Source organism: Desulfosarcina alkanivorans (assembly GCF_009688945.1).
Classification (GTDB): Bacteria; Desulfobacterota; Desulfobacteria; order Desulfobacterales; family Desulfosarcinaceae; genus Desulfosarcina; species Desulfosarcina alkanivorans.
On the sequence record NZ_AP021874.1, the window covers coordinates 5,823,357 to 5,836,672 of the forward strand.

Consider the following 13,316-nt stretch of genomic DNA (forward strand, 5'->3'; position numbering starts at 1 on the left):
CAGAACCTCCTGAATCTCATGTTGGAGATGATCGGCATTAAAAATTATTTTCTCACTTTTCTCTGAATAATATCCCTTAAGCGGGCAACCGTCAATATCGGAAACGGCTTGGACCGGCAACTCATCTCTTACAGCCACGGTTTGAGCGAGAATGGAACCCGACGGAGGACACTTGAAAAAACAAGTGCCGTTTTGGGACTTGACATTTTCAGGGGAAAAGAACTAATTTCGAGAATTTTCTGGAAAGCTTAGTTGTCTGAAAGATTTCCGTAGCGGAAATCTTTTTTGTATTTGGGGGTGATAAAAATGACATATTTTAAAAAAATGAAATTCAGGGTGCAATCATGGCACTGAAGCTCGATGGTTTTGAAGGCAGCGGCACCTTTGCCCACGGGATCCATCCGCCGGACCGCAAGGCGTTTTCAAAGGATGCGGCCATCCGGGTGATGCCCACGCCGGACAAGGTGGTCCTGTCCCTTCACCAGAATATCGGCGGCCCGTGTGAACCGCTGGTCAAACCCCGCCAGACGGTATCCTGGGGCGAGACCATCGGCAAGGGTACCTCCTTTGTTTCCACCACCCTGCATGCGTCGGTACCTGGAGTCGTCCAGCGGCTGATGCGGGTGACCCTGGCCAACGGCCGGCACATGGACACCCTGCCCATCAAAGCGCAAGGAGAGATCCCGTCGGGTCAGGCGCTGTGGGATGAGATATTCGGCGGCGACTGGCCCACAACGGGGATGGATGACCATGATCCGGCCCAGATCAGCCGGGATATCAATGCCGCCGGCCTGGTGGGCCTGGGCGGGGCGGCCTTCCCCACCCACGTGAAGATCATGCCCAGCGACAAGAAGCCCATTCACACCCTGATCGTCAATGGCTGCGAGTGCGAGCCCTACCTCACTTCAGACTACCGGCTCATGATAGAGGCGCCCGCGCCCATCGTTTCAGGCGCCCTGCTGGCGGGCCGCAGCCTGGGGGCCAAACGCATCGTCATCGGCGTCGAGGACAACAAGATGCCGGCGGTTGAGGCATTGAAGACCGCCGCAGCCGGCACCGGTATCCAGATTGCCGTGTTAAGGACCAAATACCCCCAGGGCAGTGAGAAACATTTGATCCAGGCCGTGATCAATCGCCAGGTCCCCCTGGGCGGTCTGCCGTCGGATGTGGGGGTGGCCATCAGCAACGTGGGCACCATGGCTGCCGTCGCCCGGGCCGTGATTCACAATAAACCCCTGACCCACCGGGTGATCAGCGTCACCGGCGGCGGCATTGTCAATCCGTCCAATGTGCTGGCCCCCATCGGCGTCTCTTTCGGCGCACTGATCGATTTTTGCGGCGGCCTGCGTCCCGACGCCGCCCGCATGGTCGCCGGCGGTCCCATGATGGGGTTCGCCTTTACCAATCCAGACACCCCGGTCACCAAGGGCACCAGTGGCCTTACCGTGATGAACCGGGACGAAGTGGCGGCCGGTGAGGAGACGGTCTGTGTGCGCTGTGGCAAGTGTGTGGACGTGTGCCCCATGCGGCTGGTCCCCACCAAAATTGCCATGGCATCCAGGCACCAGGACATCGCTCTGTCCCGGCGATACAACATTATGGCCTGTTTCGAGTGCGGCTCCTGTGCTTACACCTGCCCGGCCCATATTCCCCTGGTTCAGTTGATACGCGCTGGCAAGGCCCGGGTGGCGGCGGCGGACCGGGGGTGACCACGGGACCATGGAGAAAAACGCAAACATGCAGGAAAAAGAAGTGACTCCTATTGATGAAACCGAACCGATCGTGCCGGTGATGCACGTATCGCCGTCTCCCCACCTGGTTCAGACGGCATCCAGCACCCGGCGGATGATGGTGGATGTACTCGTCGCCCTGGCACCGGTGGTGGCCATGTCCCTGTTTGTTTTCCGGGGTTATGCCCTGTTCCAGCTGGCCGTCTGTTTAGGCGGGAGCATGCTGGCGGAACTGCTTTTCGTGAAGATGCGCGGGCGGCCCTCGACACTGAAAGACTGCTCGGCCATCGTCACCGGCATCATTCTGGCCATGTCCCTTCCCGGCACGGCACCCTGGTACGTGGGCCTGATCGCCGCCTTCGTGGCCATTGGCATCGGAAAAATCATTTTCGGCGGTCTGGGCATGAACCTGTTCAATCCGGCCATGGTCGGGCGTGCATTCGTCATGATCTCCTTTGCCGGCGCACTGGCCGCATCGGGGTTCGAAGACGCGCGCAGCGCCGTGGACGCCATCTCCCAGGCCACCCCCATGAATGCCTTCAAGATGAACGGCGTGGTTACCCCCCTGGCCCACCTTTTCTGGGGGAACACCAACGGGAGCCTGGGGGAAACCAGCGCACTGGCCTGCCTGCTGGGTGGCCTCTATCTGATCGTCCGGCGTACGGCCGCCTGGGAGATTCCGGCCGGGCTGCTCCTTGCCGTTCTGGTGGTCGGGGGCATGGCCGATCTTGCCGGTCCCGCGGACGGATGGACGGTGGTGCACCATATCCTGGGTGGGTCCCTGCTTTTCGGGGCATTTTTCATTGCCACCGATCCGGTGTCCAGCCCGTTGACCCCCAAGGGGAAATTTATTTTCGGCCTGGGTACCGGCCTTCTGATCATGGTGCTGCGGCTTTTTTCCGGCTACCCGGAAGGGGTGATGTTTGCGGTGCTGTTCATGAATGCCCTGACCCCGCTGGTCAACCGGTGGACCATACCCACGCCTTTTGGAGGTAAATAGTGTCCTTCAGGAATCGGCCTTTTCTGGATGACCGCGAAACAAGGTAATAGAGTGCAATGACGATGGAAGCTGTGATGGAAAAAAAAACCGGCGGATGGCGATCGAGCAATCTCGTTCAGGCCTGGCTGGTGCTGGTATTGGCCGTGGGTTTCGGGATGTCCCTGGCTGGCGTTCAACTGGCCCTGGGACCCGTGATCGAGAGCAACAAAACCAGCGAAACCCTGGAGAAAGTTCCCGAACTGGTGCTGGGAAGCGCCCTGGCCGCCAAGATGGCCACCGAAAACCAGACCCTGGAGATCGCCCCCCGCCAGGTGAGGGTTCAAAAGCCGGCCCGGGATAAATTTTACAGCGTCTACGAGGCGCGCTACCAGGGGGACCTGAAAGGGTGGGTGGTGAAAACCAAAGGGCAGGGCTATGCGGACACCATTGAACTGCTGCTGGGGCTGTCGCCTGACCTGCGCACCATCACCGGTCTTTTTGTTCTGGACCAGAAGGAGACGCCCGGACTGGGCAACAAGATCATTACCGACAGCTGGCGGGGCCAGTTCATCGATGCCCCGGCGGACCGGGCGCTGGTGGTGGTAAAAACCGGCGCCGCCAACCCCGGAGAAATCGATGCGGTGACCGGTGCCACCATTTCATCCAAAAGTGTGACCGCCTTGATCAACACGGCCATCGGGGACCTGCGACACCCCCTGACCGCCGATCCGGACATCGTCGGGAAAGAGAGTAAAGACAATGGCTGACCAACCGACCGCCACCGAGCGTTTTATCCAGGGCATTCTGCCGGAAAACCCGGTGTATCGCCAGCTGCTGGGATTGTGTCCCACCCTGGCGGTGACCAACAGCCTCATGGCGGCCGTCACCATGGCCGGGGCCGTCGGCTTTGTGCTGCTGTGCGCCAATGTGATCATCAGCCTGATCCGCAACCTGCTCAAGCCGCATCTGCGTATCGTGGTGTTTACCCTGACCATTGCCACCTTCGTCACGATTGCCGACCGGCTGCTGGCGGCCTATCTCTACCAGATGAGCAAAACCCTGGGGCCCTATATCCCGCTGATTATCGTCAACTGTATCATCATCTGCCGCTGTGAGGTGGTGGCCTCCAAGCAGAACCCGCTGGTTGCCGCGGCGGATGCCATCGGCCAGAGTATGGGCTTCGGACTGGCGCTGGCCAGCATTGCCGCCATCCGCGAGATACTCGGGACCGGATGCCTGTTCGGGCTTCGGCTCCTGCCGGCGGTCTGGCCGGACTGGGTGATCATGGTGCTGCCTCCCGGTGCCTTTCTCACCTTCGGCCTGCTGCTGGGAACCGTCAACTGGATCACCGCCCGCAAGGACGGCAAAAAGCTCGCTTAGGAAGAAAATGACCCCATGAACTATCTCATCGACATACTGCTTATCGCCTTGGGGGCGGCCCTGATCAACAATTTCGTCCTCTATTACTTTGTCGGCATCTGTCCTTTTATCGGCGTCTCCCGGCACGTGGGCATGGCCGTCGGCATGGGCGCGGCGGTTACCTTTGTCATCACCATCGCCGCCTTCATCTCATGGACCATCACCACCTTCGTGCTGATGCCCGGCGCTCCGCTCACCCGGCTGGCGGCGAGCCTGTTCATGCCGGCCGAGGCAGCCGCCCGGGTGGACCTGACCATATTGAGCTACATCGTCTATATTTTTGCCATCAGTTCGTCGGTCCAGTTTGTGGAGATGTACGTTCGCCGGTTTTTCCCACTGCTTTACAAGGCATTCGGCGTGTTTTTGCCCCTGATCACCACCAACTGCGCGATCCTCTTTGCCTGCCTGACCATCATGAGCCACGTGGTGGGTGCGGAAAACCCGGCGGACCGATGGGACCTGGGCCGGGCCCTGACCCTGGCTTTTTTCGGCGGCGTGGGGTTTACCATCGCCATCGTCATCATGGCCGGCATCCGGGAGGAACTGGAGTTGTGCGATGTCCCCAAACCGTTTCGCGGTGCCGCCATCACGCTGATTGTGGGGGGCATCCTGGCCATGGCGTTCATGGGATTCACCGGGGTCGATTCGGGACTCCGGAAGGCCATGACCGCCCAGCCTGCGGTGGCGGAAACGACCACGACCGTGCCGGTAGAGACCTCCCCGCAATTAAAGTCACGCATGCAACCATTGGACGCTCAACCGTCCTCAACACCGGCTGAAGACGCTGCCTCTATACGAATGGAGGGATCATGGGTTGGGTAACTATCGGACTGGCCGCCGCCACCATGCTCGGCATGGCGCTGGTGCTGTCATTCGTATTGGGATGGGCCAACCGGGCCTTTCATGTGGAAGTGGACCCGCGGGTAGATGCCGCCATCGACGTTCTTCCCGGTGCCAACTGTGGTGGCTGCGGCTACGTGGGCTGCGGTGAATATGCCGAATCGATCGTACTGGAAGGCGCACCGGTGAACCTGTGCACCGTGGGCGGCAAAAGCTGCGCGGAGGCCCTGGCCGGGGTCATGGGAGTGGAGGTCGCCGCCAGTTATCCCTGGCGGCCGGTGGTGCACTGCGGTGCCCATACGAGCGACCGGCTGGGAAGAAGCCCATACAAAGGTGAACAACGCTGCGGACCGGCCAACCTGGTGACCGATATCCAGGGGTGCACTTACGGCTGCCTCGGCTTCGGCGACTGCACCCGGGCCTGTAATTTCGATGCCATCCATATTGAAGACGGACTGGCCCGTGTGGATTACGAGCGCTGTGTGGGCTGCGGGGCCTGTGCCAAGGCCTGCCCCCGCAACATCATCACCATGGCGCCTTTCAAGAGCGACCGCATGCTGGTGGTGGAGTGCTCCAACCATGATGCCGGCAAGGATGTCAAGTCGGTGTGCAAGGTGGGCTGTGTCGGGTGCGGGGCCTGTGGACGGGCATGTGAGATGTTTACCCTGCAGGACAACCTGTCGTGTCTCGATTACGACAACTATTCCCTGGAAAATCTGGAGGCCGGCCTGATCGCCGCCAAGAAGTGTCCCCGGAACCGGCTGGTTTTCGTCGGTACGCCGTCGGATAAGGATATCCTGGCCGCTGCCAAGGAAGACCTGCCCGACATCGTCAAACCGGATTTCAAGACCACGGTCGATGATACGGAGTGGCGAGGGTAGTTTTCTATCGATTCATGAAATTCAAAAAATGCAGCATGAAGAGAGGCCTTCCTGATTTAACCGGAAGGCCTCTTCCATTTGAACCCGCTTTCCCCTTTTACACGAGTCCCTGATCGAGCATGGCATTGACGACTTTAACGAATCCGGCAATGTTGGCGCCGATAAAATAGTTGCCCGGATCCCCATATTCCGCGGATGCATCCAGACAGGTCTGGTGGATGCTTCGCATAATGATTTGGAGACGTTCGTCCACCTCTTCCCGGGGCCAGTTGAGCCGCATGCTGTTCTGGGCCATTTCGAGGCCGGAAACGGCTACGCCGCCGGCGTTGGCGGCTTTTCCCGGGGCATAGAGTATTTTTTTGTCCAGGAACCGGTCGATGGCCCCCGGGGTGCAAGGCATATTGGCCCCCTCACAAACCAGTGACACGCCGTTTCGGATCAGGTTATCGGCATCTTTCCCGTTGATTTCGTTTTGGGTGGCGCTGGGGAAGGCGCAGTCGGCCGCATGGTCCCATAAGGGATTGTTTTCCAGGGTCGAATCCGCCTCGGTATAGACCGCTGCCGAGTATTTATCGATGTATTCGCTGATTCGACCCCGCCTCAGGTTCTTGAGGCGTTTGACGTAATCCAGTTTGCCCCTGTCGATGCCGCTCTCATCGAAAATATAACCGGAAGAGTCCGAAAGGGTGACCACCTTGCCGCCCAGATCGATTATTTTTTCAACGGTATATTGGGCCACGTTGCCGGAACCCGAAACCAGGCAGGTCTTGCCCTCGAGGCTGTCATCTCGTGTGGCCAGCATTTCCGACGCGAAATAAACGGCGCCGTAGCCGGTCGCTTCAGGCCGGATCAAGCTGCCACCCCATCCCAGACTTTTCCCGGTGAGGACGCCGGTAAACTCGTTGCGCAGTTTTTTATACATGCCGAAGAGAAAGCCGATCTCCCTGGCACCTACGCCGATATCTCCGGCCGGCACGTCGGTATTGGGACCGATGTGGCGGAACAGTTCCGCCATGAAGCCCTGGCAGAAGCGCATGACCTCATTGTCCGACTTGCCTTTGGGGTCGAAATCGGACCCCCCTTTTCCCCCGCCCATGGACAGGGTGGTCAGCGCATTCTTGAACACCTGTTCAAAGGCCAGGAACTTGAGGATACTCAAGTTGACCGAGGGATGGAAACGTAGTCCGCCCTTATAGGGGCCGATAGCACTGTTCATTTCGATTCTATAACCCCGGTTGACATGGGTTTTCCCCTGATCATCCATCCATGGCACCCGGAACATGATGACGCGCTCGGGTTCCGTGATTCTTTCGAGAACGGCACTGTGCCGGTACTCGGGGTTTCTGTCCAGAACCGGCTTAACCGACTCTATGACTTCGTGTACGGCCTGTTGGAATTCCTTCTCGGCAGGATCCCTGGCTTCAATTGATTTCAGGATGTCGGGCATAATGGCCTCCTTTTTAAAAAGATGATGAATGGTGATGCATACGAATTTCGTTCAGGCGCATTGCTTGTTGAAACATGAAACTGAAAATTTCCGCCGCAATGTCGATGGCGGGCATTGACCCGGGCAGAAGCGGATTCAGGGAGCCCGGGACCCGTTGCAGGAAAACACCGGCATCGCGTTTCAGTCGGGTTTGATCATGACGCACCGGGATGTCCGTCCGTCGATTTTTATGGTCATGGGATGGTCTAATCGAACATGTCGCACAAAGGCCATCTCCCGAACCACCGGGAGACGGTCGAGCCAGCGCCAGTCCAGGAAATCGTTCGAGCCTTCGGTGACCGTGACGTAAAAAATCCCTTGTGACGTGATATTCTGGAAAAAGTGAGATCCCTGGGACGGGTCGGCCTTCAACTTGTCATTTCTCAGCTCGATGATCGCGCCCACCCCTGAAATGTGCTGCCAGTGAACCGGAATGCCCAGCCAGCGGTCGGACGATCCCCATCGGCCGGGGCCCGCAAGCAGGTATCGGCGGTCCGATTTGACCAGGGGCGTGTTCATCTGTCCGATTTCTTCTGCGATCTGAACCGTCGCATCGGGTTTGAACCTATCCGGCTGGACATAGATAATATCGGTAATTTCCTCACTTTTTCCATTTCCGAGGGACTGGCGGGAAACGCAGAAGGCCTTGCGGGCCTCGTCGGCGTCGATCTGGACTTCGAAACGGTCGCCACCGGCCACCATGGGCCGGATCTGAAGGAAGTTGAAATCCCCCTTTTTCGAGTCATGGGTACCCAGGTTGACGGAAAACTCGATCTCCACGGGGCATCCCATTCCCTTTCTCCCCAGTTCCTGTATGTCCATAAGCAGCTCTGGCAAAGGGAACGAACCATATTTGAGTACCTGGGCAAATGTAAGGACCTTCAGGCCATTGACGGTGCTCGTATCCCGGATACGGTGTTCATCGGGGACATAGGTGCTGGCCAGCGACAAAACGGGGTACTCTTTCCGGGCATCGTCGATATCCCTTTTCTCCAGGTTGCAGTGGTGTTCGAAGTTCAGCGCTTGCGGATAGTTTCTGACGCGCAGGGCATAAAAATGACGCTGGGAATTTTTCAGCATGTCTTCGACCAGCGAAAACTGGGGTAAAATGGTTGGATATCGAGAGGAAAAACGCAGGGTCTTTTCACCTTCGACCACGGTTTTCCCGAGACCCAGGGCAACGTGGGTGATTCCTTCTTCCGGTTTCATGGGGCCGATGGGATAAAAATTGTGAGATTGAGCCACACCTGAGATGGCCGGGTAAAAAAAGTCCCCATGGGTGCCGCCGGCCAGCTCCTGGATGATTACGGCCATGGCTTCTTCCTGGGGGTTGTTGCAGGTGGCCCTGGAAAATGCCCTGGGACCCTCGTAATAGGTGGATGCATAGACCCGTTTCACTGCCGTCATCAGATGTTTGAGCCGTATATTGAATGAGGCATGATTGTTGGGGATCATATAGGTTTCATACAGTCCGGCATACGGCTGGAATTGGGCATCCTCCAGCAGGCTGGACGAACGGATCGAAAGGGGGTAGTGAACCTGGGCCAGATAGGCTTTCAGGTCGTCGACGAGCCAATCCGGCAAGTGGCCGTTGAGAAAGTGCTTCTTTATGGTTTCGTCGGAGATCGACTTGCCGGCCAGTTCTTTCAGGTTGTTCAATTGAATGAACGCTTCGAACGCGTCCGTACTGATGACCAGCGTCTGGGGGATCCTGATGGTGACGTCGGGATATTTTTCGAAAATACCCATGTTCTGCTGCAACAGCGCTGCCATGAAGGCCAGCCCCCGGGCTTTCCCGCCTAACGATCCGTGGCCGATTTTAACGAAGTCCATTATTTCTGCGTCGAAATATTTTTTATTGAATTTGGCGACGACCCCCTTCTGCTGCCATTTTCGCATCTCGTTAATGCCTGCGATGATATAGTTTCGCAAAGACTCCGTATCCGTGAAGTCACTGGCCCTGACTTCCTTGAATTTGGATGCCAGCGCAATTTCGGATCGCCCCATGATCCAATTGGAAAAATGGTTTTGCCTGGCATGAAACCACAGGGATTCATCGGGTATGTCGGGCAATCGGGCCTGGACGGATTGAAGATCTGCGGCTCTGGCGACTTCCGTTCCATCGGGCATACGGAAAATGAAATCCCCGAAACCAAGGGGGCCCATAAAAAAATCGTGCAGTTCGGACAGCAGGTGGGGCGCATTCTTGTCGAGGAAAAGGGCCGGGATGCGAGTGGCCCGTTCCCGGTTGCCCGGTTCGGAACTGAGCAACAGCATCGGCAGGTCGGGTATTTCCTTTCTGATTCGGGAGAGGAGCAGGAAACCGGCGTTTTCGGTTAATTCGCCATCTTTGGGGATTCGGGTATCCGAGATGATACCCAGAAGGTACGACTGGTAGCGGGTACAGAGCGTCAGGGCATCTTCGTAGGTGTTGGCCAAAAGGATCTTCGGCCTGGAGCGCATCCGCAACAGCCGGTGCTCTTCATTCAGGCCGACGCCGAGGACGGTCTGGGTCTGCCTTACAATTTCCTTGTAGATCAGGGGCAAAAACGAGGAGTAGTAAACCGGGGAGTCCTCCACCAGGATCAATACACGAACCCTGGCATTCGAGGTGTCGTTGGATACATTCAGATGATCTTCCGTGTTTTTGACCAGCGCCAGAAGCAGATCCGAGTTGCCCGACCATATGAAGATCTTGTCGATGCCGCTGCAATCCCTGTTTTCAGGCAGGGGAAAAACCCCCCGGGGGGTGTGGCTCAGCAGAATGACGGGGAGGTCGGGATTGGCAGTTTTAACCTGCAGCGACAGGGAAAAGGCATCCATTTCCTCTAAATGGGGTGTCGTAATGACCAGGTCAATGGTCTTTTGACCGAGAATCGAAAGGGCTTCCAGGGCCGATGCGGTCCGGGTGACCCGGGGGGGGTGACTTAAGTTCAAGCCGCTGTATTCATTGATTATGCGGGAAGCTAGGCTGCCATCCTCCTCCATAATGAAGGCATCGTAGGGACTCGACACCAAAAGGATTTCCTTGATCTTGATGGGCATCATTTCGTGGAACATCTTGAAATGAGAGTAAAATTCCCGGGGGATAGCACTTTCCGAAGCAATCATGTCGGCCTCGTCACCATGGGTTGTTTGGCTTTTGCAGGTTTCCTCGCCCGCAAACGGGTAAAACGACGCAGAATGATTGTATAACTGATACTAAAAAAATAAGCAAAATATGGGTGATGCTAACCATATGGAAAGGGGCGGTAATACCGCCCCCCGCGTTAATTCATCCGAACATCCGGCCAGAGGTCCATCAGGCGTCTATGATCTGTAAGGCCTCTTCCCTGTAAGCATTCATGACGTAGGGGATCCGGGTCACATTTTCGCATTCTTCGGTCAGCGAGAAGATATCTTTTCTGGAAATATATTCCACTTTCCAGTTTCTGGAACCGGCCATGATCTGCTGCAGGCCGACCTTAATTTTGTCCACCGCACTGAATATGCCGACCGCCCCAAGCGGAAGGTTGTCGGCTTCAGACCCGTATTTTTCCTTAAGCACCTCATAGTTCATAAAGATTTCTTCCTTGGTCGATCCGAATTTGGATACCGTCGACGGAAGGCCGCCCTGTTCGCCCCTCAACCATTTCTCGGTGTTTTTTCCCACCATCCCCGGGATCATCAACGCACGCCCCATACAGACGGCTTTGCAATAGGGGGCGCCGAGGGCCAGTGCCTTGAAAACGTGATCTTCTGATGAAAATCCGCCGGCAAAGGCGATGTCCGGTACCGGCCGTCCCTGCTTGGCCAGGCGGTCGCACATTTCGTAGGCCATGGAATGCAGGTAGATCGCCGGAACGCCCCATTCACACATCATTCTCCAGGGACTCATGCCCGTTCCTCCCGGGGCGCCGTCAATGGTGAGCAGGTCGATTTTGGCATCACTGGACCAACGGATGGCCATGGCCAGTTCCCGCATGGGATAGGCACCGGTTTTCAAGGTGATCCGTTTGGCGCCGAGTTTCCGCAACCGATCGACCTCGTCCATGAATCCTTGCTGGTCAATGAATCCCAGGCGGGAATGGCGTTCGAACTGTTTCAGGGGTCCGGCCTTGAAAGCCGCCTGGAAGGCAGGGACCTCGGGGTCCGGAGTGACGATATAACCCCGTTTTTTGAGTTCAATGGCCCTTTCCAGCGAGTTGACCTTGATTTCACCGCCGATGCACTTGGCCCCCTGGCCCCATTTCAACTCAATGGTTTCGACCCCCAGTTTCTCGATGACATACTCCGCCACGCCGTTGCGGGTGTCCTCCACGTTCATCTGGACAAGAATGTCGCCGTAGCCCTCATGATACCGGCGGTATTCTTTGACCCGGCGGTCCATTTCAGGTGATTTGGCCACTTTTCCATTGCCGTTGAATTCGAGTCCCGGATCAATGCCGCATACGTTTTCCCCGCATACCAGGGTAATGCCGCTGATGGCCGCCCCAATTGCAAAATGCTCCCAGTTCTTACGGGCGATATCCGTGCTGCCCAAGGCTCCCGTGAAGATCGGCACCTTCATCTTTACCTTGCTGTCGACGCCGAAGGCGGTCTCGGTATCCACGTTGGGGAAGGTGGCGGCGTCCGGGTTGGGGTCGATTCCATTGGCGCCCATCGCATATCCGTTGATATTCAGGTGAGAATAGTCAACGGGATAGTCCTTGTCCGCACCAGCGGTAATGCTGCCGAAAGGCTGGGGGTAGAGGAGTTCCCTGCCCCTGAAGGTTGCGCGAAACAGATCGCAATTGCCTTTGCACCCATCGATGCATCGGCTGCACAGCCCGGACTGGGGGGCGACGTTGCGGGAACGGTTTTTGGTTTCAAGGGCTTCGTTTGCATTGGGTCTTTGAAGATTCATGATTGTTTTCCTCACCTGTTGAATGTTGAGCCGTGATGCCATCCGTTCGATCCACCTTCATGCGTTCACCAAAAAAAAGGCGACCACTCCCTTTCGGGGGACGGTCGCCTCGCCACAAACACAAAAAGGCGCCTTCCCTCATTCGGGATATCAAACAGACGCCTTTGTCGCTTGTCAGGCCGTTTCACACCTCGTTGTGGGAAACGGCTTTCAATTTATGAGTAACCGATATCAGCACCAATGGTTAATGTCAAGCGAGAAGTTTAGTATGACTTATGTACTGTCTTTTTTCAAGGCGTGGGGAATGCTGGAGTAGTATCCCAGATCTTCGGACAGCAAAATGGCTTCGGCGACCGCTCGCATGGATTTTCGACTGTCCATACTTCGCTTCTGGATCCATCGAAACGCGCTGTCGACATTCAGGCCCCGTCGGCGAATCAGAATTTCCTTGGCCCGTTCGATCAGCTTGCGTGTCTCCAATTCCTCCTGGATGACTTTGGTTTTGAGCATCAGCTCCGTGTTCATGATGGCCAGCGCGGCCTGGTTGGACACCGCCGTCAAGAGGTTTATCTCGGTTCTGGTAAAGCTGTGCGGGACCGCCGTAAAGCAGTTGAGCACTCCGATTATTTTCTCGTCCTTCAATTTAAGCGGCACACCGACCATGGAGGCCAACGCCAGTTTCCGGGCCATTTCCTTTTCTTTAAAGCGTTTGCTTCGAAGTACATTTTTTATGGTGATGGGGCGTTTATTGGTAACCACATAGCCGACGACCCCCTCGTCTAAATTCAAGGAGCGGTCCTTAACGTATTCCGGGTCAATGGACTGGGTGGCCTTCAGCCTTATTTGGGGCGGCTTTGAATTTTCGTCGATGAGCCACAGGGAGCAGATCTCTACTCCGGTGACCTTGGCCGTGACCATGACGATAAGCTTGAGCAAGTCTTCCAGAAACAATTCCGACGTAATGGCCCGGCTGATATCCGTCAGTGCCTTGATGTAACCATCGTAAGTGTCCTGGTCATTTTTTTTCATGCATGAAGGGTATAATGCTGATATTGAATTTTCAATAATTTGTTTGGAGGGTTGGATTGCCGGTCAT

Annotated in this window: 10 protein-coding genes; 6 read left to right on the plus strand and 4 right to left on the minus strand. The window is 56.5% G+C overall.

The features are described from left to right. Positions 1–344 precede the first annotated feature (344 nt). The 6 genes from rsxC to DSCA_RS25395 all read left to right on the plus strand — a co-directional run bounded on the left by rsxC (position 345) and on the right by DSCA_RS25395 (position 5,849). Positions 345–1,709 carry an electron transport complex subunit RsxC gene (gene rsxC, locus DSCA_RS25370; protein WP_155319104.1) on the plus strand — a complete coding sequence of 455 codons (1,365 nt, stop codon included), beginning with the start codon at positions 345–347 and terminating at the stop codon, positions 1,707–1,709. A 10-nt stretch (positions 1,710–1,719) separates the two neighbouring features. Further along, a complete protein-coding gene (locus tag DSCA_RS25375) occupies positions 1,720–2,730 on the plus strand; it encodes an RnfABCDGE type electron transport complex subunit D (protein WP_155319105.1) in 1,011 nt (336 codons plus the stop codon). 74 nt (positions 2,731–2,804) lie between these two features. Continuing rightward, positions 2,805–3,476 carry an FMN-binding protein gene (locus DSCA_RS25380; RefSeq protein ID WP_167527954.1) on the plus strand — a complete coding sequence of 224 codons (672 nt, stop codon included), beginning with the start codon at positions 2,805–2,807 and terminating at the stop codon, positions 3,474–3,476. Next, entirely contained in the window at positions 3,469–4,089 is a 621-nt protein-coding gene (gene rsxE, locus DSCA_RS25385; protein WP_155319107.1) for an electron transport complex subunit RsxE, read from the plus strand. Before DSCA_RS25380 ends, rsxE begins: the two co-directional genes overlap by 8 nt. Before the next feature lie 15 nt (positions 4,090–4,104). Further along, positions 4,105–4,950 carry an electron transport complex protein RnfA gene (locus DSCA_RS25390; protein ID WP_155319108.1) on the plus strand — a complete coding sequence of 282 codons (846 nt, stop codon included), beginning with the start codon at positions 4,105–4,107 and terminating at the stop codon, positions 4,948–4,950. Continuing rightward, entirely contained in the window at positions 4,938–5,849 is a 912-nt protein-coding gene (locus DSCA_RS25395) for an RnfABCDGE type electron transport complex subunit B (protein WP_155319109.1), read from the plus strand. The genes DSCA_RS25390 and DSCA_RS25395 overlap by 13 nt, the downstream gene beginning before the upstream one ends. A gap of 97 nt (positions 5,850–5,946) precedes the next feature. Here the strand turns inward: DSCA_RS25395 and gdhA are convergent, their stop codons facing one another. The 4 genes from gdhA to DSCA_RS25415 all read right to left on the minus strand — a co-directional run bounded on the left by gdhA (position 5,947) and on the right by DSCA_RS25415 (position 13,249). Further along, positions 5,947–7,296: an NADP-specific glutamate dehydrogenase gene (gdhA, locus tag DSCA_RS25400; protein ID WP_155319110.1), complete on the minus strand. Its 1,350-nt coding sequence runs from the start codon at positions 7,294–7,296 to the stop codon at positions 5,947–5,949. Between the two features lie 180 nt (positions 7,297–7,476). Then, on the minus strand, positions 7,477–10,446 hold the full coding sequence (locus tag DSCA_RS25405; RefSeq protein WP_155319111.1) for a PEP/pyruvate-binding domain-containing protein: 2,970 nt from the start codon (positions 10,444–10,446) through the stop codon (positions 7,477–7,479). Between the two features lie 190 nt (positions 10,447–10,636). After that, on the minus strand, positions 10,637–12,220 hold the full coding sequence (locus DSCA_RS25410; RefSeq protein ID WP_155319112.1) for an FMN-binding glutamate synthase family protein: 1,584 nt from the start codon (positions 12,218–12,220) through the stop codon (positions 10,637–10,639). Between the two features lie 273 nt (positions 12,221–12,493). Further along, complete coding sequence (locus DSCA_RS25415; protein WP_155319113.1) at positions 12,494–13,249, minus strand: GAF and ANTAR domain-containing protein; 756 nt, start codon at positions 13,247–13,249, stop codon at positions 12,494–12,496. Between the last annotated feature and the right edge of the window lie 67 nt (positions 13,250–13,316).

Excerpts from the sequence above, each read along its gene's own strand:
- rsxC (WP_155319104.1), top strand. The coding sequence starts at position 345 with ATGGCACTGAAGCTCGATGGTTTTGAAGGCAGCGGCACCTTTGCCCAC.
- DSCA_RS25375 (WP_155319105.1), top strand. The coding sequence starts at position 1,720 with ATGGAGAAAAACGCAAACATGCAGGAAAAAGAAGTGACTCCTATTGAT.
- DSCA_RS25380 (WP_167527954.1), top strand. The coding sequence starts at position 2,805 with ATGGAAAAAAAAACCGGCGGATGGCGATCGAGCAATCTCGTTCAGGCC.
- rsxE (WP_155319107.1), top strand. The coding sequence starts at position 3,469 with ATGGCTGACCAACCGACCGCCACCGAGCGTTTTATCCAGGGCATTCTG.
- DSCA_RS25390 (WP_155319108.1), top strand. The coding sequence starts at position 4,105 with ATGAACTATCTCATCGACATACTGCTTATCGCCTTGGGGGCGGCCCTG.
- DSCA_RS25395 (WP_155319109.1), top strand. The coding sequence starts at position 4,938 with ATGGGTTGGGTAACTATCGGACTGGCCGCCGCCACCATGCTCGGCATG.
- gdhA (WP_155319110.1), bottom strand. The coding sequence starts at position 7,296 with ATGCCCGACATCCTGAAATCAATTGAAGCCAGGGATCCTGCCGAGAAG.
- DSCA_RS25405 (WP_155319111.1), bottom strand. The coding sequence starts at position 10,446 with ATGATTGCTTCGGAAAGTGCTATCCCCCGGGAATTTTACTCTCATTTC.
- DSCA_RS25410 (WP_155319112.1), bottom strand. The coding sequence starts at position 12,220 with ATGAATCTTCAAAGACCCAATGCAAACGAAGCCCTTGAAACCAAAAAC.
- DSCA_RS25415 (WP_155319113.1), bottom strand. The coding sequence starts at position 13,249 with ATGAAAAAAAATGACCAGGACACTTACGATGGTTACATCAAGGCACTG.